The 21429-nt window shown below is 76.8% G+C and carries 18 protein-coding genes and 2 tRNA genes; 8 read left to right on the top strand and 12 right to left on the bottom strand.

What is annotated here, in order from left to right; translation table 11 throughout:
• Positions 1–56 precede the first annotated feature (56 nt).
• The 3 genes from ACWIZO_RS08885 to ACWIZO_RS08875 all read left to right on the top strand — a co-directional run bounded on the left by ACWIZO_RS08885 (position 57) and on the right by ACWIZO_RS08875 (position 4408).
• Entirely contained in the window at positions 57–1400 is a 1344-nt protein-coding gene (locus tag ACWIZO_RS08885; protein WP_448642120.1) for an ABC transporter substrate-binding protein, read from the top strand.
• Positions 1401–1647: 247 nt separating this feature from the next.
• A complete protein-coding gene (locus tag ACWIZO_RS08880) occupies positions 1648–2625 on the top strand; it encodes a UDP-glucuronic acid decarboxylase family protein (protein WP_448642119.1) in 978 nt (325 codons plus the stop codon).
• Between the two features lie 136 nt (positions 2626–2761).
• A complete protein-coding gene (locus ACWIZO_RS08875; protein ID WP_448642118.1) occupies positions 2762–4408 on the top strand; it encodes a VWA domain-containing protein in 1647 nt (548 codons plus the stop codon).
• A gap of 117 nt (positions 4409–4525) precedes the next feature.
• On the opposite strand, the gene ACWIZO_RS08870 is transcribed toward ACWIZO_RS08875, so the two are convergent.
• From ACWIZO_RS08870 to ACWIZO_RS08830, 9 genes are all read right to left on the bottom strand, one after another.
• On the bottom strand, positions 4526–5491 hold the full coding sequence (locus ACWIZO_RS08870; protein WP_448642117.1) for a glycosyltransferase family 9 protein: 966 nt from the start codon (positions 5489–5491) through the stop codon (positions 4526–4528).
• Complete coding sequence (gene rfaE2 / locus ACWIZO_RS08865) at positions 5488–6906, bottom strand: D-glycero-beta-D-manno-heptose 1-phosphate adenylyltransferase (RefSeq protein ID WP_448642116.1); 1419 nt, start codon at positions 6904–6906, stop codon at positions 5488–5490. The genes ACWIZO_RS08870 and rfaE2 overlap by 4 nt, the downstream gene beginning before the upstream one ends.
• Entirely contained in the window at positions 6903–7583 is a 681-nt protein-coding gene (locus ACWIZO_RS08860; RefSeq protein ID WP_448642115.1) for a D-sedoheptulose-7-phosphate isomerase, read from the bottom strand. The genes rfaE2 and ACWIZO_RS08860 overlap by 4 nt, the downstream gene beginning before the upstream one ends.
• A gap of 20 nt (positions 7584–7603) precedes the next feature.
• A complete protein-coding gene (locus tag ACWIZO_RS08855) occupies positions 7604–8848 on the bottom strand; it encodes a glycosyltransferase (protein ID WP_448642114.1) in 1245 nt (414 codons plus the stop codon).
• A complete protein-coding gene (locus ACWIZO_RS08850; protein WP_448642113.1) occupies positions 8845–9825 on the bottom strand; it encodes a glycosyltransferase in 981 nt (326 codons plus the stop codon). The genes ACWIZO_RS08855 and ACWIZO_RS08850 overlap by 4 nt, the downstream gene beginning before the upstream one ends.
• The gene (locus tag ACWIZO_RS08845) at positions 9822–10898 is read right to left on the bottom strand and encodes a glycosyltransferase family 9 protein (protein WP_448642112.1); all 1077 of its coding nucleotides are present in this window, start codon (positions 10896–10898) and stop codon (positions 9822–9824) included. The genes ACWIZO_RS08850 and ACWIZO_RS08845 overlap by 4 nt, the downstream gene beginning before the upstream one ends.
• Positions 10895–12418: an HAD-IIIA family hydrolase gene (locus tag ACWIZO_RS08840; RefSeq protein WP_448642111.1), complete on the bottom strand. Its 1524-nt coding sequence runs from the start codon at positions 12416–12418 to the stop codon at positions 10895–10897. The genes ACWIZO_RS08845 and ACWIZO_RS08840 overlap by 4 nt, the downstream gene beginning before the upstream one ends.
• 103 nt (positions 12419–12521) lie before the next feature.
• A complete protein-coding gene (locus ACWIZO_RS08835; RefSeq protein ID WP_448642110.1) occupies positions 12522–13034 on the bottom strand; it encodes a MarR family winged helix-turn-helix transcriptional regulator in 513 nt (170 codons plus the stop codon).
• Between the two features lie 25 nt (positions 13035–13059).
• The gene (locus ACWIZO_RS08830; protein WP_448642109.1) at positions 13060–14118 is read right to left on the bottom strand and encodes a hypothetical protein; all 1059 of its coding nucleotides are present in this window, start codon (positions 14116–14118) and stop codon (positions 13060–13062) included.
• A 201-nt stretch (positions 14119–14319) separates the two neighbouring features.
• On the opposite strand from ACWIZO_RS08830, the gene ACWIZO_RS08825 reads away from it, so the two are divergent.
• On the top strand, positions 14320–15636 hold the full coding sequence (locus ACWIZO_RS08825; protein ID WP_448642108.1) for an alpha-hydroxy-acid oxidizing protein: 1317 nt from the start codon (positions 14320–14322) through the stop codon (positions 15634–15636).
• 294 nt (positions 15637–15930) lie between these two features.
• Here ACWIZO_RS08825 and ACWIZO_RS08820 read toward each other — a convergent pair.
• The 3 genes from ACWIZO_RS08820 to ACWIZO_RS08810 form a co-directional block, all read right to left on the bottom strand.
• A tRNA-Arg gene (locus tag ACWIZO_RS08820) sits at positions 15931–16003 on the bottom strand.
• Between the two features lie 20 nt (positions 16004–16023).
• Positions 16024–16112: transfer RNA gene (locus ACWIZO_RS08815), tRNA-Ser, on the bottom strand.
• Complete coding sequence (locus tag ACWIZO_RS08810; protein ID WP_448642107.1) at positions 16098–17390, bottom strand: MFS transporter; 1293 nt, start codon at positions 17388–17390, stop codon at positions 16098–16100. Before ACWIZO_RS08810 ends, ACWIZO_RS08815 begins: the two co-directional genes overlap by 15 nt.
• A gap of 87 nt (positions 17391–17477) precedes the next feature.
• On the opposite strand from ACWIZO_RS08810, the gene ACWIZO_RS08805 reads away from it, so the two are divergent.
• From ACWIZO_RS08805 to ACWIZO_RS08790, 4 genes are all read left to right on the top strand, one after another.
• Entirely contained in the window at positions 17478–18011 is a 534-nt protein-coding gene (locus tag ACWIZO_RS08805) for a CGNR zinc finger domain-containing protein (protein ID WP_448642106.1), read from the top strand.
• A 112-nt stretch (positions 18012–18123) separates the two neighbouring features.
• The gene (locus ACWIZO_RS08800) at positions 18124–19569 is read left to right on the top strand and encodes a phosphatase PAP2 family protein (protein ID WP_448642105.1); all 1446 of its coding nucleotides are present in this window, start codon (positions 18124–18126) and stop codon (positions 19567–19569) included.
• A gap of 221 nt (positions 19570–19790) precedes the next feature.
• Positions 19791–20336: a DoxX family protein gene (locus tag ACWIZO_RS08795; RefSeq protein ID WP_448642104.1), complete on the top strand. Its 546-nt coding sequence runs from the start codon at positions 19791–19793 to the stop codon at positions 20334–20336.
• Positions 20333–21385, top strand: a complete 1053-nt coding sequence (locus tag ACWIZO_RS08790; RefSeq protein ID WP_448642931.1) for a PHP domain-containing protein — start codon at positions 20333–20335, stop codon at positions 21383–21385. Before ACWIZO_RS08795 ends, ACWIZO_RS08790 begins: the two co-directional genes overlap by 4 nt.
• Positions 21386–21429 lie beyond the last annotated feature (44 nt).

Genomic DNA, 21429 nt, shown 5'->3' with positions numbered 1-21429 from the left:
CACCCCACCCACAGACTCCCGGGCACAGGCGCCCGGGTACGCACAGAGGAGATCCCTTGACACGATCCTCACGACGCCTCGTCAGCTTCATGGCCGCGGCGACCGTCGCCACCACCCTGGCCGCCTGCGGCGGCAGTGACTCCGGGAGCGGTGGGGGCGGTGGCGGCTCCGAGGAGAACGAGGCCTCGGACGTCGGCATCACCGAGGACACCATCAAGCTCGGCGCGCACTACCCGCTGACCGGTGTCGCGGCGCCCGGCTACAGCGAGATCCCGACCGGCGTCCAGGCGTACTTCGACTTCGTCAACGCCAACGGCGGCGTGAACGGGCGCGACATCGAGTTCGTCTACCGCGACGACGCCTACAACCCGACCAACACCAGCCAGGTGGTCAACCAGCTCGTCCTCGAGGACGAGGTCTTCGCGATCATGTCCGGCCTGGGCACCCCGACCCACAACGCCGTCACCGACTTCCTCAACAGCGAGGGCGTGCCCGACCTGTTCGTGTCGTCGGGCTCGCGGCTGTGGGACGACCCGGAGAACAAGCCCTACACCTTCGGCTGGCAGCCCGACTACGAGATCGAGGGCAAGATCATCGGCCAGTACGTGGCCGAGAACTTCCCCGACGCCAAGGTCGGCCTCTTCCTCCAGGGCGACGACTTCGGCGAGGACGGCGCGGCCGGCGCCCGGGAGTACCTCGACGACCAGATCGTCGCGGAGGAGACCTACGTCCCGGGCAACACCGACGTCCGCCCGCAGATCTCGGCCCTGCAGGCCGCCGGCGCCGACTTCGTCCTCGGCTTCAACGTGCCCAGCTACACCGCGCTGTCGCAGCTGACCGCGCTGCAGCTGGGCTACGACCCGCAGTGGTTCTACTCGAACGTCGGCTCGGACCCGGCGCTGGTCGGCTCGCTGCTGGCCCGCTTCTCCGAGGGCGCGGTCAGCGACGCCAGCCTGCTCGACGGCGTGCTGACCACCGAGTACATCCCCGGCGTCGACTCCCCCGACAACCCGTGGACGCAGCTGTGGCAGCGGGTGTGGGACGAGTCCGGCCAGGAGGGCGAGCTCACCAACTACCGCGCCTACGGCATGTCGCAGGCGTACACGATGGTCCAGGCGCTGCAGTCGGCCGGCCAGAACCCGACGCGTGACGACCTGGTCGCCGCCGTCGAGCAGGCCGGTGGCGACTGGCAGGGCCCGGGCTTCTCGCCGTTCCGCTACTCCGAGGACAAGCACGCCGGCTACAGCGGCATGCTGGTCAGCCGGATCCAGGGCAACGCCTCCGAGGACCTCACCCCCGTGCTGGTCACCGACAACGGCGACGCCGACATCGAGGAGTACGACGGCGAGGCGGCCACCCCGCCGGAGAGCGGCATCCCGGACGAGGAGCCGGTGAACTAACCGGAACTCCCTCCTCTCCCTCGCACGCGCGCGGCCCCGTCCAGAGGCTCGCCCCGAGCATGCGAGGGGTGAGGAGGACGGGGTCCTTCCTCGGGCCGTCGGTCTCCTCGCGGAGGCCGGCGGCCTGTCGTCGTCCGGTCCGAGTCGCGGAAGACACTCAGATGGTGAAGTGTCGGGAGTTGATCTCCGGGTAGGCAGCTCCGGGACCCCTCCGCGCAGGAGGACGGCGAGACGAGGGAGCAGGCGCATGGTGCACGCGGCACGGACGATCCGGCGGGCGGTGGTGACCGGTGGGGCCGGCTTCCTCGGCTCCCACCTCTGCGAGCACCTGCTCGACCGCGGCGTCGAGGTCGTCTGCCTGGACAACTTCCTCACCGGGTCGCCGGAGAACGTCGTCCACCTGATGGAGCACCCGGGCTTCCGGCTGGTCCGCTGCGACGTCACCGACTTCGTGCACGTGCCCGGCGAGGTCGACCTGGTGCTGCACTTCGCCTCGCCGGCCAGCCCCCTGGACTACCTGAGGATGCCGATCGAGACGCTCAAGGTCGGCAGCCTCGGCACCCTGCACACCCTCGGCCTGGCCCACGAGAAGGGCGCCCGCTACGTGCTGGCCTCGACCTCGGAGGTCTACGGCGACCCGCTGGAGCACCCGCAGCGCGAGGAGTACTGGGGCAACGTGAACCCGGTCGGCCCGCGCGGCGTCTACGACGAGGCCAAGCGCTTCAGCGAGGCGATGACCACCGCCTACCGGACGTCGAAGGGCACCGACACCGGCATCGTGCGGATCTTCAACACCTACGGCCCGCGGATGCGCCCGGACGACGGCCGCGCCATCCCGGCCTTCGTCGGGCAGGCGCTCTCCGGCCGGCCGCTGACCGTCGCCGGCGACGGCTCGCAGACCCGGTCCATCTGCTACGTCGACGACACCGTGCGCGGCATCCTCGCGATGGCCTTCTCGCACCACACCGGCCCGGTCAACATCGGCAACCCCGACGAGCTGTCGATGCTGCGGCTGGCCGAGTGGATCGTCGAGCTGACCGGCTCGTCGTCGGGGATCTCCTTCATCGACCTGCCCGTCGACGACCCCCGGGTCCGCCGTCCCGACACCACCCGCGCCGAGCAGCTGCTCGGCTGGCGGCCGGCGGTGTCCTCGGAGGAGGGCCTGCGCCGCACCGTCGCCTGGTTCGCCGAGCAGCGCGCCGCGGCCGCCGTCCAGGCCGGCTGAACCGGCCGGTCGCGGGCAGTCCGCTCCTCCAGGCAGGCACGACCGACCCCGCGGCGGTGCGTGCCGGTCCGCATCTACCCTGGGGACCGGCGGTCGGAGGGCACGCCGAGGAACCGGACTCTGACGGAGAGCGAGCATGGGCCGCCACGCCGACACCACCTCTGCGCGCCGGGCACCGCTCCCCGCGCCGACCCTGCGGATCGCCCTGGTCGTCGGCCTCGTCGTGGTGGCCCTCGTGGCCGGGGTCCTGGTGTGGTGGCTGGCCGGCTCCAGCGGCGGCTGCGACGAGACCCGCACCGTCCGGCTGACCGTCGCCCCCGAGATGGCCGACGTCGCGCAGGACTTGCTCGACGAGCCCCAGGACCTCGGCGGCGGCACCTGCGCCGCGGCCGAGGTGACCGCCCAGGAGCCGCTGCAGACCGTCGGGGACCTCGAGGCGCTGGAGGGCGACGCGCTCCCCGAGGTGTGGGTGCCCGACAGCTCCCTGTGGACGGTCCGGGCCGCCGACACCGACCTCGACGACTCCGGCTCGATGGCCACCTCGCCGGTGGTCCTCGGCACCAGCCGCGCCACCGCCGACGAGCTCGGCTGGACCGAGGAGCCGCCGGCCTGGCGCGACGCGCTCACCGGCGTGCGGCCCGTGGCGGTGCCCGACCTGGCCGCCAGCGCCGAGGGGCTGTCCGCGCTGTCGGCGCTGCGGACCTCCCTGGGCGGCACCGACGCCGCCGACAACGCCGTCGTCCAGGCGGTGCTCGCCGCCCGCCGCGGCCCCGCGGTCACCCCGGCCGAGGCGCTGCAGGCGGCCGGCGCGGGCGAGGCCGACGCACCGCTGGTGCCGGTCAGCGAGCAGGAGGTCGTCACGGCCGGCCGCGGCGCCGAGGACTCCCAGCTGGTCGCCGTCTACCCGTCCGAGGGCTCGCCCCAGCTGGACTACCCGGTGCTGCGCGTCGGCTCGCCAGGCGAGGAGGACCGCGCCGCCGTGGACGCCGTCGTCCGGACGCTGACCTCCGGGACGGCGCGCACCGCCGTCCTGGCCGCCGGCTTCCGCGACGCCGACGGCACCGCGCCGACCGACCCGGGTGAGGGGATCCGCGAGGAGGCGCCGGAGGCCCTCGAGGTGGACGCCGAGCAGGTGCAGGCCCTGCTGGCCGAGCTCTCCCGGCTGGCCGCGCCGTCCCGGCTGCTGACCGTCTTCGACGTGTCGGCGTCGATGGAGGCCCCCGCCGGCGACGGCACCCGCGCCAGCCTGGCCCGCGACGCCGCCAAGAGCGCGCTGGCGCTGATCCCCGGGACGTCGTCGATCGGGCTGTGGGTGTTCGCCTACCAGCTCGAGGGCGAGCAGGACTGGAGCGAGCTGGCGCCCATCCGCACGCTGGAGACCGAGGTCGACGGCGGCACCACCCAGCGGGAGCTGCTCGACGAGCAGCTCGACACCATCCCCGAGCGGCTGTCGCGCGGCGGGACGGGGTTGTTCGACACCACGCTCGCCGCGGTGCGGTCGGCCCGCGAGCAGTTCGACCCGAATGCGGTGAGCAGCGTCGTCATCGTCACCGACGGCACCAACGAGGACGACCAGGGCATCGCCCTCGACGAGCTGCTGCAGACGCTGCGCGACGAGGCCGACCCGGACCGGCCGGTGAAGGTCATCGGCGTCGCGCTCGGCCCGGACGCCGACATCGCCGCGCTCGAGCAGATCGCCGATGCGACCGGCGGAGCGGCCTACTCCTCGGCCGACCCGACCGCGCTGCAGACCGTCCTGTTCGACGCGCTGCGGCAGCGCTAGCCGCCGTCCTCCCTCACCGCCGCGCTCGAAGGACCCTCCTGCCCCCCATCGCTCGCACGCTCGCGGCGGGCCCCTGCAGGAGGGCCGCCGTCCACCGTCGGGGAGGACGCGCCACGATCAGGTCCCCTGATCGTGGCGCGTGCGGGTGAGGAGGGCGTCGAGGGCGTCGGTCACCTCGTCGACCGTGATCCGGGCCAGCGCCGGGTCGAGCTCGGTGCCCCAGGGGTCGCCGGTGCCGTCCCCGTGCCAGAGGACGACGTGCAGCGCTCCCCCGCCCCTGGTCCGGGGCGGCGGCCCCCACAGCGCCGGTGAGACGGGGCCGAAGAGCACCACCGACGGGCGGCGGTAGGCGGTGGCCAGGTGCGCCACCCCGGTGTCGCCGCTGACCACCACCCGCGCCGCGGCCACCGTGGCGGCCAGCTCCAGCGTCGAGGTGCGCCCGGCGAGCACCGCGTCCTCGCCCAGGCCGGCCCCGCGTGCCACGGCGCAGGCCGGTTCGCGCTCGGCCGGCCCGCCGGTGACCCGCACGTTGTGCCCGGCGCCGGCCAGCTCCCGGGCGACCGCGGCGAACCGCTCGACCGGCCACCGCCGCCCGGGGAAGGCCGCGCCGGGGTGCACCAGCGCCGCGCCGCGCACCGGCGGGGGCACGGCCGGGACGGCGAGGTCGAGCGCGTCGGGGTCGGCCGCGACGCCCAGGCCCTCGGCGACCAGCCGGCACCAGCGCTGGACCTCGTGCTCGTCGGGATACCAGGTGGGGCCCGGCCAGCCGGGGCTGGCGAAGGTGAGCAGCCGGGCCGGGTGCAGGCCGGCGACGACGGCGTGCGAGGCCGGCCCCTTGCCGTGCAGGTCGACGGCGAGCTCCGGCGGGGGGCCGGCCCAGTCCAGCGGCTCGAGCTCGCGGGCGGGCAGCACCTCGTCGACGGCGTCCACGAGGCCGGCCAGCGGCGCGAGCGCGGCCGTCGTCGCCAGGACCAGCCGGTGCTCCGGCACCGCCGCCCGCACCGCCCGGATCGCGGGGACGCCGGTCAGCAGGTCGCCGAGCCCCAGCGGCCGCAGCACGACCGCGACCGGCCGTGCACTCACGGCCCCGTTCCGGGCCCCGCGCTGAGCTTGCGAAGCGTGGGGAGAACGGGGTCCTTGCTCCGGGAGCGCTCGACCAGGGCGGTGGTCGAGTGGCCGTCGAGGTAGGGCAGGACGACGGCCTGCCCGCCCCACTGCCGCAGCACCGCGGCCTCCGGCAGGTCCGCGCCGGCGTAGTCGCCGCCCTTGGCCCAGACGTCGGGCCGCAGCCGGTCGAGCACCTGCGCCGGGGTGTCCTCGTCGAAGACCACGACCGCGTCGACGAACTCGAGCGCCTCGAGCACCCGGGCGCGGTCGGCAGCGGTGACCAGCGGCCGCGACGGGCCCTTGAGCCGGCGCACCGAGTCGTCGGAGTTGACGCACACGACCAGGCAGTCGCCCAGCCCGCGGGCGGCGCGCAGCGTGGCCACGTGCCCGGCGTGCAGCAGGTCGAAGCAGCCGCCGGTGGCCACCACGGTGCCGCCGGCCGCGCGCACGCGGGCCAGCAGCGCGGAGACCCCGCCGTCGGCGACTCCGTCCGGCTCGCCAGCGGGAGCGGAGTCCCAGGCCGCGGCACCGCCGTCCGCCACGAACCGCCCGGCGGAGGCCACCGCGGCCGCCACCGCCTCGCCGGTCACCGCGCCGTCGGCCAGGGCCAGCGCCGCGGCGGCGGCGAAGGAGTCACCCGCGCCGCACGGGTCGCCGCCGGTCACCGGGACGGCGGGCACGACCATCGGCGCGCCCTCCCCGTAGGACAGCAGCGCACCGCGGGCACCCAGGGTGACGACGACGGCGCCGACGCCCCAGTGCCGGATGAGCGCCTCGGCACGGGCGCCCACGGCAGCGAGGCCGTTCCCGTCGACACCGGCTGCGACCCGCGCGGCCTCCGCGGCGTTCGGGGTGACCAGCCGCACCGACGGCACCGGGTCGGCCCCGCGCGGGTGCGGGTCCCACACGACCGGCCCGCCGGCGGAGGCCAGCGCGGCCCGGACGGCGGGGTCGGCGGTCGTGCCGCGCCCGTAGTCGGCCACCAGCACGGCGGCGGCGTCGCGGATCAGCTCCACGGCCTCGGCGGGCAGGTCGCCGAGCGTGACCGTCGGTGCGCCGCTGTCGATGCGCACCACCGAGTGGTCGCCCACCCGCACCCGGCGCTTGACCGCGGTGCCGCCCGTGGCCGGGACGGCGACCAGCCGCACCCGCCCGGCCAGCAGCGCCCGCAGCCGCGCCGCGCCCTCGTCGTCGGCCATCGGCGCCACCAGGACGACCTCGCGGCCGGTGGCCCGCGCCGCGACCACCGCGGCCAGCGCGGCACCGCCCGGGCGCTCGCGGCTCTCGACGTCCTCGACCACGGGCACCGGCGCGTCGGGCGTCAGCCGCGACGCCGTCCCGACCAGGTCGACGTCGAGCAGCGCGTCGCCGACGACCACCAGCGGCCTCACCGGGCCACCCCGATCCGGCTGACCGGCACGCGCGCCGGCTCGGCGAGCACCGCGGCGTCGAAGGCGGCGCACAGCAGGTGCAGGGCGACCAGGTGGCACTCCTGCACGGTCGCCGTCCACGGGGAGTCGATGCAGACCGCCTCGTCGGAGGCCGCCGCCAGCGGGTTGGGCGCCGGGCCGGTGATCGACAGGACGGTGATGCCGCACTCGCGGGCGCGCCGGGCCGCGGCGACGGCGTTGGGCGAGCGGCCCGACGTCGACAGCAGCACCAGGACGTCGCCGCCGCGGCCGTGCGCCTCGACCTGGCGGGCGAACAGCTCGTCGGCCGGGTAGTCGTTGGCGATCGCGGTGAGCGAGGAGGTCTCCGCCGTCAGGCAGATCGCGGAGAACGGCGGCCGGTCGGCGCGGTAGCGGCCCACCAGCTCGGCGGTGAGGTGCTGCGCCTGGGCGGCGCTCCCCCCGTTGCCGGCCGCCAGCAGCCGCCCGCGCGTCTCCCCGCACAGCACGTCGGCCAGCAGCGCGCCCCAGCGGTCGAGGGTGTCGACCGACGCGTCGAGGCTGCGCAGCGCGTGCGTCAGCGAGGCGACGTGGTCGCGGCCGGTGAGGTGCGTGCACGAGTCGGGCGAGACGACCTCGCCGGCCGAGTGGGGGGCCTCGGACAACGGGGCGGAGCTCATCGGGCGACCTCCAGGGGCGCTCATCGGACGGCCTCGACGGGACGCCGGGTGGACAGGACGTGCCGGTAGACGGCCTCGGTGTCGGCGGCCACGCGGGCCCACCGGTAGCGGGCGCGGGCCCGCCGCACCCCGGCCGCCCCGTAGGCGGCGCGGCGGGCGTCGTCGGCGAGCAGCGCGGCGAGCACCGCGCCGAGGCGCTCCGGGTCGCGCGGGGGCACCAGGTCGCCGGTGACGCCGTCGGCGACGGAGTCCTGCAGCCCGCCGACGGCGGTGGCCACCACCGGGCGGCCGCAGGCCATGGCCTCCAGCGGGGTGATGCCGAAGGGCTCGTACCAGGGCACGGCGAGGACGACGTCGGCCGAGCGCACCCAGGCCGGGACGTCGGCGCGGGCGACCGACCCGGCGAAGCGGACCCGGTCGGCCACCCCCAGGGAGGCGGCGACGGCGCGCAGCCGGCGGACCTCGGGGTCGGCGTCGACCGCGTCCGGCGGCGGGCCGCCGACGACGACCAGCTCGGCGTCGGGGACGGCGGCCAGCGCGCGGACGGCGTCCTCCTGGCCCTTGCGCTCCACCAGCCGGCCGAGCACCAGCAGCCGCGGCCGGTCGGTGCGCGGGGCGACCGGCCCGCGCGGGGTGAACACCGTGGTGTCGACGCCGCACGGCACGATCGAGACGCGGTCGTGGGACAGCCCCAGCCGGCGCAGCTCGAACACCTCGTCGCTGCAGGTGGCCACCACGTGGCCGACCGCCCGGCACAGGCCCCGCTCCAGCTCGACCCGCTGCGCCGGCGAGGTGTCGGCGTCGCCCTGGTGGCGGCGCTTCACCGAGCCGAGCGCGTGGAAGGTCTGCAGCACCGGGACCGGCGTGAGCAGGCTCGCGGCGGCCTCGACCGCGGCCAGCCCGCTCATCCAGAAGTGCGCGTGCACGACGTCGGGCGGCTGCACGGCCCAGCGGGCGCGCAGCGCGGCGGCCAGCGCCGGAACGTGCGCGAGCAGGTCGTCCTTGGGCAGCGCCTCCGCCGGGCCCGCGGTCAGGTGCGAGACGACGTAGCCGTCGTCGGTGGGCACCTCGCCGGGCAGGTCGGGGTCGTCGCGGCGGGTGTGCACGGTGACCTCGTGGCCGCGGGCGGCCAGCCCGGCCGCCAGGGCCGCCACGTGCACGTTCTGCCCGCCGGCGTCGACGCCGCCGATCGCGGCCAGCGGCGAGGCGTGCTCGCTGACCAGGTCGATGCGCAGCGGTGCGCCGGGGGCCCGGTGCGTCCTCATCGGGTCACCTCCTCGAGCAGGGCGTCCCAGTCGGAGAGGAACCGGGGCAGCCCGTGGCGCTCCAGCGCGGCGGCGCGGGCCGCCGTGCCGGCCAGCCGGGCGGCGTCCTCGTCGTGCAGGTAGGTGCGGACGGCGTCCCACAGGACGTCGGGCCGGGTGGAGAGCACGCCGGCGTCGGCCGGCACCGCCTCGACCACCTCGGTGGTGGCCAGCGCGACCACCGGCATGCCCAGGTGCATCGCCTCGAGCAGGGAGAGCCCGAGCGAGGTCCACCGCACCGGGTGCATGTAGACGCGGCGGCGGGCGAGCTCGGCGTGCATCGCGGCCTGCGGCGGGTCGTCGTGCAGCGCGACCCGGTCGGGGTCGAGGCCGTGGCGCTCGTGCAGCCCGGCCAGGCCCATGCCGAAGACGTCGACCGGGGCGACCGCGGCCAGTCCGGGCAGCAGGTCGGCCCCGACCGTGCGGCCCCGGCGCACCGGCTCGTTGGTGACGACGGCGGCCCGCGCCAGCTCGCCGGTGTAGCGCTCGCCGGGGTCGACGATGCCGTGCTCGATCACCGTCGTCGGTGCCCGGCCGTTGTCGTAGAAGAGCCGGTTGAAGTGGGTGACGTGGGCGATCGGGACGTCGTCGCGGTCGGCCAGCGGGTGCCGGGTGTGCGGCACCGGCCCGTCGCCGGGCTCGAGACCCGGCGCGTTGTGCTCGAGGAAGACGGCGGGCAGGTCGCGACCGGGTTCGCGGCCCAGCCACTGCCGGACCAGCTCCAGGTCGCGGGTCCGCTGGAGGACGACGACGTCGACGTCCTCCTCGTGCAGCCGCTCCGGGGTCACCTCGCGGACCGACGCCGGCCAGTCCCACGTGCGCGCCCGCCCCAGGCCGTCGGGGCCCCGGCCGGGGACGACCGGGACCAGGTACTCGTGGCCGCCCTGGACGAACGCCGTCGTCCAGGAGCCGTGCACGTGCCAGACCAGGACCTTCATGCACTCACCTTCTCGACGGCGGCGACGACGTCGGCGGCGGTCACCGAGGTCAGGCACGGGTGGCCGGGGACCGGGCAGACCCGGGCCCGGGTGTCGCGGCAGGGGGCGTCCTGGTCACCGAGCAGGACGGTGGGCACGCCGTAGGGCGCCCACCGCGTGGCCGGGACGACGGGGCTGAACAGCGAGACCACCGGCGTGCCGACGGCGGCGGCCAGGTGCGCGGGGCCGGTGTTGCCGACGACGACGGCCGCGGCGCCGTCGAGCAGCGCGGCCATCTCCGGCAGCGTCGTGGCCCCGCCGAGGTCGACGCCGCGGGTGCCGGCGACCGCGGCGGTGAGCCCGCGCTCGCCCGGCCCGCCGGTGACCAGCACGCGATGGCCGGCGTCGGCCAGCGCCTCGACCGCCTCCGCGCAGCGCCCGGCCGGCCACGCGCGGGCGGGGACGGAGGCCCCGGGGTGCAGCACGACGTAGCCGGGCACCAGCGCCTCCGCGAGATCTGCACACCGGTGGCCTCCGGGCGCCCGGAAGCCGCGAGTGTGCAGATCTCGCGCGTCCACGGGCGGCAGGGGACGGCGGACGGCGAGCCGGCCGTCGTCACCGTCGGGGAGGTCGAAGCCGGCGGCGCGGGCCAGGGACAGGGCGCGCTCGGGCTCGGGCAGGTCCTCGTCGGTCCGGTGCCGGACGTCGAGCAGGGAGCCGGGGTAGTCGACGCTGACGGCGCTCAGGCGGGGCACGCCGGCCGCCCGCAGCAGCAGCGCGAGCGGCAGCGGCGACTGGTGGAACGACGTGGAGAGCACCGCCTCGTCGGGCGCCAGCGCCCGCACCCGCTCGGTGAGGGCCGCGAGGTCGGCGGCGTCGACCGGCGGCGGGTCGCCGAGGATCCAGGGGCAGGCCCAGGTGAGCACCTCGTCGACGCCGGGCAGCAGCGCGGCGGCCTCGGCGCCGGCCGGCCCGGCCAGGAACACCACCCGCTCGGCCCCGTGCGCCACGGCGCGGACCAGCGGGCCCTGCAGCAGCACGTCGCCGGCGTTGTCCAGCCGGGCGACGAGCACCGTCCCCCGGCGGGCGCTCACCAGCGCCCCGCCAGCACGTCGTCGACCGCGGCGGTCAGGGTCGGCGCCCGGCGGGGCGCGGCGGCGACCTCCTGCCGGCGCGTCACCGGCGTCGGCACCAGGATCCCGGCGGCCCCCGCCGCGGCGGCGGCCTCGACGTCGGCGCCGATGTCCCCGATGACCACGCACCGGGCGGGGTCGACGCCGAGCTCGGCGCAGGCGGCCACGACCATCCCGGGCGCGGGCTTGCGGCAGACGCAGCCGTCGTCGGGGCCGTGCGGACAGACCTGCATCGTCTCGAAGGGGCCCAGCAGCTCGTCGAGCCGGGCCATGCAGGCGTCGACCTGGTCGGGGGTGATGATCCCGCGGGCCACCCCGGACTGGTTGCTCACCACCCCGACGCGGACGCCGCGGGCGCGCAGCGCCTCGACCGCCTCCCGCGCACCGGGCACCGGGCGCACCAGCTCGGGGTCGCCGTTGTAGGGGTAGTCGCGCACCAGCGTGCCGTCGCGGTCGAAGAGCACCAGGTCGGGCAGGCCGCGCCACGGCGTCACCCGGCGGTGCCGCACGACGCCGCGCAGCCAGTGCCAGGTGGCCAGCGGCGGGATGGCCGCGCTGGTGAGCGCCATGGTGGTGACCTCGGCGCGGTCGCGCGGGCCCGGCGCGATCCGCGCCCGGGCGAACTCGGCGGTGCCGGCCGCCCAGGCCAGCGCGGCGAGGGCCGCGGCGCGCGGCCGGCGCGCCGCGGCCAGCCCGAGCGCGGCGACCCCGGCCGCGGTGACGGCGAGGTGCTGCGGACGGCGGCCGAGCGCGGCGTCGGCGCGCTCGCGCCAGCCCGGGCCGTGCAGCCGGCGCATGAGGACGTCGTCGGCGTTGCCGGCCTGCACGCGGACGCTGACCCAGCGGTCGACCGGGCGCACCGGGTGGGTGATCCAGCGCTGCCCGCGGACCAGCCGGGAGCCGGTGTCCATGACCCGCAGCGCCAGGTCGGAGTCCTCGCGGAAGGCCCGCGGGAAGCGCTCGTCGAAGCCGCCGACGGCGGCCAGCGCGGCGCGGCGGTAGGCGAGGTCGGCGGTGATCCAGGAGCTGGTGGCCAGGCCCGCGGTGCCGCGCTCCCAGTCGGTGGGCCGGCGGTCCCCGGGCAGCGGCACGCGGACCCGGCCCTGGCTGCCGGCCACGTCGGCGGGCAGGCCGGCGAGGTCCTCGGCCAGCCGCTGGTACCAGTCGGGGTCGGGGACGACGTCGTCGTCGAGGAAGGCCACCCACGGGGTGCGCGCCGTCCGCCAGCCGAGGTTGCGGGCGCGAGCGGGCCCGCCGCCGCCGGTGCGGACCACGCGGACCGGCGGCAGCCCGGGCCGCTCGACGGTCAGCGTCGGCCCCTCGGGCCGGTCGTCGACGACGACCAGCTCGGCGGGACGCGGCCCGGGAGCGGCCGCGAGGGCGTCGAGGAGCACGTCCAGCGACGGCCGACCGATGGTCGGCACGACGACGGTGCACTCCGCGAGCATGATCGCGCCCTGCCCGACCCGGGCGCCGGTCAAACACTACGGGCTTGAAGTTCCCCCGGTGAGATGCTGGAACGGCCCCCTCGCAGGGTCCCGCACGCGAGCGGAGCGAGCGGGTGGGGGGCGAGGGGGTCCTTCGTCAGCGGCGGATGCGGGTGGCCGCGGAGACCCGGGCGAGCGCGTCGGTGACGACCGCGGCGTCGTCCCCGAGCAGGGTGAGCAGGTGCGCGACGAGCTCGTCGTGGGTGGCCGCGGCGGCCCGGACCCGTGCGCGGCCGGCGTCGGTGAGCCGGGCGTGCAGCAGCCGCCGGTCGCCGGGCCGCCGCTCCCGCACGACCAGCCCCTGCTCGACGAGCCGCCCGACGGTGCTGGTCACGCCGGCGCGCGAGAGCCCGAGCGCCTCGGCCACCTCGCCCATGGTGGCCCGCTCGCCCGGCGCCTCGGCGATCCGCCGCAGGGCCTCGAAGCCGGTGAGGGAGAGGTCGTGGTCGCGGTGCAGCGCGGAGTCGACGCGGTGGGTGACCCGGTCGTGCACCTGGACGATGCGCAGCCAGGTCTCGGCGGCGCCCGGCGCGGACCCGGGCAGCGCCGCCGGGTCGGACGGGACCTCCCCGGACGGGATCGGGGTCGCCAGCACGTCCTCGGGCCGCATCGCCCCAGTCTCGCCGACGCGGCGCTCAGGCGCTCCCGCTCGGCCGGGGCCGCGCCGAGGCGGACCCGCGCCGGCCGGCCGCGAGGACCAGCCCGGTGGCGCTCGCCAGCAGTGCCACGCCGGCCGCGACCAGCGGGAGCGGGAGGGGGTCGACCGGCGCCGCGGCCGCGGCGACCTGCAGCCGCACCGCGGCCGTCACCGCCGAGGTGGCCCCGGTCAGCTCCACCGTCGTGGCGCCGGCGTCCGCGCCTCCGGGCAGGCGCACGGTGATCTCGACGGTGCCGTCCGGGCCGGCCGGCACGGACGCGAGGACGGTGCCGTCGGCGGTCCGGACGGTGACCTCCTCGCCGGGCGCGAAGCCCGTGCCGGTCAGCACGACCTCACCCCCGGCGGGGACCTGCCGGGTCGAGGCGCCGGCCGCACCGGCACCGACGGCCGGTCCGTCGGCGGGGGTGTCGGCGGGGGTGTCGGCGGAGGTGTCGGCGGGGGTGTCCGGGACGGTCTCCGGCGCGGGCGGTCCCGGCGCCACGTCGGGGACCGGCGTCGCGTCCGAGGACGACCCCGGTGCCGGCGGAGCGTCCACGGAGGGGGCGGGCGCCGGGGCGACGCCGGACGGGGCCTCCGCCGCGGACGACGGCGCGGCGATCGCCGCGCAGTCCTCCTCGGCCGGGCGGGTGTAGGAGAAGCCGTCGAGCTCGTCGACGTGGACGGTGCCGGACCCGTCGAGCGCGGCGTACTCCAGCCGGCTGTCGATCGTCTCGCCCCAGTCGACGTCGCCGGTGCGCAGCACCACGGTCGCGCCGGGCTGGACCTCGGTGCGGTCCTCGCCCTCGGGCCGGCGGGTGGTGGCCAGCGTGACCGCGTAGGCGACGGTGCCGGCGGTCACCTCGACCACCACGCCGCCGGGGTGGCAGCTGGGACCGTGGGTGACCCGGGCGTCGGGCCGGGCCGGGTCGTCGACGGCGGCCGCGGGGACGGCGCCCGCCACGCCGAGCACCAGCAGGCCCGCGACGGCGGACAGCAGCGCGAGCCTCGTCGTCAGGACGGGGGAGGGCGGACGCGTCGGCGTCGTCCCGACCGGCACGGATCCCCCCTGGACGGTCGTGCGGCGCCGCGCACGGTGGTCCGGCGAGGAGCGCGCCCCCATGATGCGGGGCGGGACCGCGCGCGGACGAGGAGTCCGCGGCGCGTCGTCCGCCCCGCGCGGCGTGTCGGGTCCCGGGCGTGTCGTACCGGCCGGTACGGGGCCGTCCCGGGCGAGACGCGGGTCACTACGGTGACGGTCGTGGACTCAGCAGCCGGGACCGGACGCCGCCGCCAGAACGAGGTCTACCGCGCCGGGGTGTACGGGCGCTCCCCGCTCGTGCCCACCACCGCCCGGCCGCTACAGCGCCGCGCCCGGCGGCGGCTGACCGCCCGCGCCTACGCCTACGTGGCGGGGGGCGCCGGCGAGGAGCACACCCAGCGGGCCAACCGCACGGCGTTCGACCGGTGGGCCGTCGTCCCGCGGGTGCTGCGCGACGTCAGCGCCCGCGACACCTCCGTGGAGCTGTTCGGCCGGCGGATCCCCGCCCCGCTGCTGCTCGGCCCGGTCGGTGCGCTGGAGCTGGTGCACCGCGAGGCCGACCTGGCGGTGGCCCGCGCCGCGGCGTCCCTCGGCGTGCCGTTCGTGTTCTCCAACCAGGCGTCGGTGCCGATGGAGACCTGCGCGCAGGCCATGGGCGACGCGCCGCGCTGGTTCCAGCTGTACTGGTCCACCTCCGACGACCTGGTGGAGAGCCTGGTGCACCGGGCCGAGGCGGCCGGCTGCGAGGCGCTGGTGGTCACGCTCGACACGACGATGCTCGGCTGGCGCCCGCGCGACCTCGACCTCGGCCACCTGCCCTTCGCGCTCGGCAAGGGCATCGCGCAGTACACCTCCGACCCGGTCTTCCGGCGGCTGGTGGAGCAGCGGGTGGCCGCGGCGGGGGACGTCGCCCCCACGCAGGCCGGCGAGGCGGCCGGGCGCGACCGGCAGCCCCGGCCCACGCTCGCCGCCGTGCTGGCGATGGTCGGGATGGCGCGCGCCTGGCCCGGCCCGCTGCGGGAGAACCTGCGCTCGCCGCTGCCGCGGGCCGGCGTCGAGACCTTCCAGGCGATCTACTCGCGGCCCTCGATCACCTGGGCCGACCTCGCCTGGCTGCGTGCCCGCACGCGGCTGCCGATCCTGCTCAAGGGCGTGCTGCACCCCGACGACGCCCGCCGGGCGCTGGACGAGGGGGTCGACGGCGTGGTGGTCAGCACGCACGGCGGGCGGCAGGTCGACCGCTCGATCTCCGCGCTGGACGCGCTGCCCGACGTCGTCGCGGCGGTGGGCGACCGGGCGCCGGTGCTGCTCGACAGCGGCATCCGCAGCGGCGCCGACGTCCTGGTGGCGGTGGCGTTGGGAGCGCGCGCGGTGCTGCTCGGCCGGCCCTACGCGTGGGGGCTGGGCCTCGGCGGGGAGGCCGGCGTGCGGCAGGTGGTCTCCGACGTGCTGGGCGAGTTCGACCTCAGCCTGGGCCTGACCGGGCACACCTCCGTGACGGAGCTGACCCCGGAGGTGCTGCGCCGGGTGGGGTGAGGCGTCCTCCCGTTCACGGGACCCGGCGGGAGGACGGCACCGACACGCCCGGCAGGCGGGCGGGGTTGACGACCGGTGTGACCCGGCTCACAGTGGTCGTGGGCGGGGGCAACCGGCCAACGAGTGGCCACCGACAGCTCGGTGGATCGACCAACGCGGCCAGACCGCCTGGACCGGTCCCCCGCCCCACACACCCACGATCCCGTGCGGCACGGCACCGCACACGACCCCGGAGACACCGCGGCCCCGCCCTCCACGAGGAGGACGGGGCCGCGGTGCTGTCTCAACCAGACGTGCACCCGAAGGGATTCGAACCCCTAACCTTCTGATCCGTAGTCAGATGCTCTATCCGTTGAGCTACGGGTGCCGGTGTGCAGTTGTCGTGCGCGGAGGCTCCGGGATTTGAACCCGGGATGGGGATTAACCCAAACCGCATTAGCAGTGCGGCGCCATAGACCGGACTAGGCGAAGCCTCCCGGGGTCCGAGTCCCCCCGGAACCACCGAGGAGCACAGTACCAGCGCCCGCCTGGCCCCTCCCAGCCCGGGGTCGGGCCGCCACCGCCTCCTGCCGGAGCGTCCGGGTCGCCCGCCGCCCCGGCAGGAGGGTCACCAGGACGGCGAGGGCGGCGCCCGCGACGGCCAGCACCAGGCTGCCGCTCACCCCGGCCGGGCCCTCGATCAGCGCGCCGCCGAGCGCCGCGCCGACCGCCGAGGCGCCGGTGGCCACGGTCGACAGCCAGGTGAACGCCTCCGTGGTGGCGTGCGCCGGGGCCAGGGCGCCGACCAGCGAGTTCTGCACGGTCAGCGCCGGCGCGATCGCCGTCCCGCCGAGGAAGAGCAGGGCGCCGAGCACCCACGGGCTGGACGCCGCGGTGAGCGGGGCCAGGCCGATCGTGACGCCGAACAGCAGCCACCGGTACTGCCTGGGCAGCGACGCGCTGACCACCCGGGCGCCGAACCACAGGCCACCGGCGACCGAGCCGAGCGACCACAGGGCCAGCAGCAGGCCCGACACCCCGGGTGCCCCGGCGGCGTCGGCGAAGGCGGGGACGGCGACCTCCAGTGCCCCGAAGCCGAGCATCAGCAGCGAGCCGCTGACCAGCACCCGCGGCATGCCGGGGGTGAGCACGGTGGCGAGCGGGCCGGTGCGGGCCGCGGCCGGCGGGGGCGCCCAGCCGCGCATGGCCGCCGACGCCGCGATGGCGAGCGCGCCGGCGACCGCGAGCACCCCCGCGACGGCGAGCGCCCACGCCGGGCCGGCGAGCACGGCGAGGGTGGCGACCAGCGCCGGCCCGGCCACGAACACCAGCTCGGTCGCCGTCGCGTCGAGCGCGTAGGCGGTGGGGCGGACGGCGGGGTCGGCCCGCGACCACAGCGCGCGGACGGCACCGGACACCAGCGGCGTCCCGAAGCCGGCAGCGGCCGACGCGGCCACGACCACCGGGGCGGGCGCCCCGCCGAGGACGGCGGCCACGAGCAGCACCAGCAGCAGGGGGTGGACCGCGGCCTGGGCCAGCAGGACCGGGCGCGGGGTGCGCCGGTCGGCCAGCCGGCCGAGCACCGGGGCCATGACCGCCATCGCGACGCCGTAGGTCGCCGACGCGAGCCCGGCGACGGCGTAGGAGCCGGTCTGCTGCTGCACCATGAGCAGCAGCGCCAGCGGGACCATCGCCGAGGGCAGCCGGCCGGCGAAGCCCGCGACCAGCAGGACGGGGGCGGACGGCAGACGCCAGACCGACAGGTAGGCACGCACGACGGATCTCGATTCGGCTCACTCGGAACAGTAGGCGGTCAAACCTCGTTGACCGCCTACGACACTAGCAGGGCGGTAGGGACTCACATGGACTACGACACCTACGGGTCGAACGCCGTCGAGCTGGCCATCGACCTGGCCAACGCCGACCGCGACCGCGATCCCGACTGGGCCGAGGCCTTCCTGCGCAGCCACGACGAGTGGTTTCCCGTCCAGACGCCGCTGGAGCTCACCCCCGCCGAGGCGCGCCGCGCCGCGGCGACCGCCGACCTGGTGCGGGCCGTCGCCCTCGCCGGGACCCAGGACGACGTCATCGCGCGGCTCAACGAACTGCTCGCCCTCGCCCGGCCGCACCCCTACGCCACCGACCACGACGGCGAGCTGCACCTGCACTACGCCCGGCCCGACGCCTCCGCGCTGGAGCAGCTGACGACGACGGTGGCCATGGGCCTGTCCCAGGTGGTGGCCCAGCACGGGTGGCAGCGCCTGGGCGTCTGCTCGGCCGAGGGGTGCGACGACGTCTACGTCGACACCTCGCGCAACGCCAGCCGCCGCTACTGCTCCAACACCTGCGCCAGCCGCTCGACCGTCGCCGCCTACCGGGCCCGCCGCCGCGTCTGAGAAAGGACCCCCCTGCCCCCCACCACTCGCAGGCTCGCGGCGGGACCCTGCAGGGGGGCCACCGTCCCGCTCACGACTCGCGAGCCAGGGACGGGGCCGTAGCGTCTCGCGCATGACCCCGCTGCGGCTGCGCTACTGGGACGCGCGGCTGCACGCCGCGATCGGAGCGCTCCCCGAGTCCCCCGCCGACCGGTGGCTGCGCCGGCTGTCGACGACGGCGAACCACGGGAAGCTGTGGCTGCTCGTCGCCGCGCTGCTCGGACTGCGGCGTGGACCGCTGCGGCGCTCGGCGCTGCGCGGGCTGGGCGCCATGACCGTGTCGAGCGCGCTGGTCAACGTCGTCCTCAAGCGGCTCTTCGGCCGGGTGCGGCCGGACCTGGCCAACCTGGCGACCGACCGGCAGCTGCGGCGGGCGCCGCACACGCTGTCCTTCCCCAGCGGGCACTCCGCCTCGGCCGGCGCGTTCGCGACCGGGGTCGCGCTGGAGAGCCCGGTCCTGGGCGCGGCGCTGGCCCCCGTGGCGCTCACGGTCGGGTACTCGCGGGTGCACGTCGGCGTGCACTACCCGGGCGACGTCGTCAGCGGGCTGACGATCGGCGCGGGGATCGCGCTGGCCGGCCGGCGGTGGTGGCCGGTGCGGCCGACGGAGCCGGCGCGGGTGCGGCCGGTCCGGTCGGCGCCCGCGCTGCCGCGCGGCGAGGGCCTGGTGGTCGCGGTCAACCCGCGGTCGGGGCCCGACGGGTACGACCCGGCGGCGGAGATCCGGGAGCTGCTGCCGGCCGCGGAGGTGCTGGACACCTCCCCGGAGCACGGGATCACCGACCTGCTCTCCGAGGCGGCCCGGTCGGGCCGGGCGACCGCGCTGGGGGTGGCCGGCGGCGACGGCAGCGTCGCGGCGGCCGCGGCCGTCGCGCTGGAGCACGGCCTGCCGCTCGCCGTCGTCCCGGCGGGGACGCTCAACCACTTCGCCCGGGACCTCGGCGTCGAGACGTCGGAGGAGGCCGCCGCGGCGGTCGAGGAGGGGCGGGCGGTGTGCGTGGACGTCGCCGACGTCAACGGGACGCCCTTCCTCAACACCGCGAGCATCGGCGCCTACCCGGAGATGGTGCGCCGGCGCGACGCCCTCGAGGGCCGGCTGGGCCGCTGGCTGGCGACCGCGGTCGCGGCGGCCCAGGTGCTGCACGGCGGGGTGCCGGTGTCGATGGTGCTCGACGGCCGGCCGGTCGAGGTCTGGATCCTGTTCGTGGGCAACTGCTGCTACACCCCGCGCGGGCTGGCGCCGGCGTGGCGGCCGCGGCTGGAGGACGGGCTGCTCGACGTGCAGTACCTGCGCGCCGACGTGCCGTTCAGCCGCACGCGGGCGGTGCTGGGCGCGCTGCTGGGCCTCAGCGACCGCAGCTCGGGCTACGCGGAGCACCAGACGCCGGAGCTGCGCGTGCAGCTGTGGTCGGGCCCCGAGCCGGTGGCCTACGACGGCGAGACGGCGCCCGCGTCGTCGTCGTCGTTCGTGTTCCGCAAGCGCGCGCCGCTGACCGTGTACTGCTGCCGGACCTCCTGAGCCGCCTCCTCACCCGCCCCCGGGTCGCACTGCCGGTGCTCCTCGCATCCTGCGGGCGCTGCAGGACCGGCACCACACGGGGAACGCCGGCAGCGCCCCGCCGCGACGACGGCTGACCGAGCGCCGCGGCGATGACCTCACTACGGTCCCGGACGGGGGCTCCGTCCCGCCGTGCGGTCACGGGGCCCGCAGTCAGGTCCCATCGACGGAAGAGGTCCTCCATGTTGGTCCGCCGGATCGCCCGGCCCCTGCTCGCGTCGTCGTTCATCTACGGCGGCATCGACACCCTGCGCAACCCGCAGAGCCGGGTGCCGGGCGCCCGGCCGGTGGTCGACCAGATCGCCAGGACGGCGGACGCGCAGCTGCCGGTGCAGGTGCCGCGCGACGTCGAGCAGTGGGTCAGGATCGACGCCGGGATCAAGGTGGGCGCCGGCTCGCTCTTCGCGCTGGGCAAGTTCCCCCGCCTGGCGGCGCTCGCCATGGCCGGCAGCATCGTGCCGACGACGCTGGCCGGGCACCGGTTCTGGGAGCACGAGGACCCGGAGGAGCGCTTCGGGCAGCTGTCGAACTTCCTGAAGAACGCCGGCCTCCTCGGCGGCCTGCTCATCGCCGCTGTCGACACCGAGGGCAGGCCGTCGGTCGGCTACCGGGCCCGCCGTGCCGCCAAGCGCGCCACCTCGGCCACCGAGCGGAGCCTGGAGGACGCGCAGAAGCGCGCCGCCAAGGCCGAGCGCAGGACCAAGAAGCAGCTGAAGAAGGCCAGCTGACCGCGCCGCTCCCGCCCGCGGCCGCGCTCCGGAGGATCGCCTTCCTCCTGGAGCGCGCCCGCGAGCCCACGCACCGGGTGGCCGCGTTCCGCACCGCGGCCGCGGTCGTCGACAGCATCGGGCCCGACGAGCTCGACCGACGGATCCGCACACGGACGCTCACCGACCTGCGCGGCATCGGCCCGAAGACCGGCGCCGCCATCGTGCAGGCGCACGCCGGCGAGGTGCCCGAGTACCTGGCCCGGCTGCAGGACGCCTACGCCGAGCTGGTGCCCCTGGCCGACGACGTCGCCGAGTTCCGCGCCGCGCTGCGCGGCGACCTGCACGTGCACTCGGACTGGTCCGACGGCGGCAGTCCCATCCGCGAGATGGCCGAGGCCGCCGTGGCGCTGGGCCACGAGTACATGGCGCTCACCGACCACTCCCCCCGGCTGACCGTCGCCAACGGGCTGACGGCCGAACGGCTCGAGCGCCAGCTCGACGTCGTCGCCGGGCTCAACGAGGAGCTCGCGCCGTTCCGGATCCTCACCGGCATCGAGTGCGACATCCACCTCGACGGCAGCCTCGACCAGACCGACGAGCTGCTCGGCCGGCTCGACGTCGTCGTCGCCAGCGTGCACTCCGACCTGCGCGCCGACAGCGCGGCGATGACCGAGCGGATGCTCGCCGCGGTCGCCAACCCCCACACCGACGTCCTGGGCCACTGCACCGGCCGGCTGCTCATCCCGCGCGAGCAGCGGGAGGGACGCCGGCAGCGCCCCCGTCCCGAGAGCGACTTCGACGCCGAGGCGGTGTTCTCCGCCTGCGTCGAGCACGGCACCGCGGTGGAGATCAACTCGCGGCCCGAGCGGCTCGACCCGCCGCTGCGGCTGCTCGCCCTCGCCGTCGAGCTGGGCTGCGAGTTCGCGATCGACACCGACGCACACGCCCCCGGCCAGCTCGACTGGCAGGGCAACGGCTGCGAGCGCGCCGTCGAGACGGGCGTCGACCCGGACCGGGTGGTCAACACCTGCACCGCCGACGAGCTGCTCGACCGGTGGCTGCGGTGACGCTCCGCACCCCGTGAGCCGACCCACGATCCCGTCCCGACCCT

Source organism: Geodermatophilus sp. URMC 63 (genome assembly GCF_053502565.1).
Note: the sequence above shows the minus strand (reverse complement) of the source record. Positions and strands in the feature narration are given on the sequence as shown.

Bases quoted from the DNA above. Each gene is read 5' to 3' on its own strand.
- ACWIZO_RS08880 (WP_448642119.1), top strand. From the start codon at position 1,648: ATGGTGCACGCGGCACGGACGATCCGGCGGGCGGTGGTGACCGGTGGG.
- ACWIZO_RS08875 (WP_448642118.1), top strand. From the start codon at position 2,762: ATGGGCCGCCACGCCGACACCACCTCTGCGCGCCGGGCACCGCTCCCC.
- ACWIZO_RS08860 (WP_448642115.1), bottom strand. From the start codon at position 7,583: ATGAGCTCCGCCCCGTTGTCCGAGGCCCCCCACTCGGCCGGCGAGGTC.
- ACWIZO_RS08855 (WP_448642114.1), bottom strand. From the start codon at position 8,848: ATGAGGACGCACCGGGCCCCCGGCGCACCGCTGCGCATCGACCTGGTC.
- ACWIZO_RS08850 (WP_448642113.1), bottom strand. From the start codon at position 9,825: ATGAAGGTCCTGGTCTGGCACGTGCACGGCTCCTGGACGACGGCGTTC.
- ACWIZO_RS08835 (WP_448642110.1), bottom strand. From the start codon at position 13,034: ATGCGGCCCGAGGACGTGCTGGCGACCCCGATCCCGTCCGGGGAGGTC.
- ACWIZO_RS08805 (WP_448642106.1), top strand. From the start codon at position 17,478: ATGGACTACGACACCTACGGGTCGAACGCCGTCGAGCTGGCCATCGAC.
- ACWIZO_RS08800 (WP_448642105.1), top strand. From the start codon at position 18,124: ATGACCCCGCTGCGGCTGCGCTACTGGGACGCGCGGCTGCACGCCGCG.
- ACWIZO_RS08795 (WP_448642104.1), top strand. From the start codon at position 19,791: ATGTTGGTCCGCCGGATCGCCCGGCCCCTGCTCGCGTCGTCGTTCATC.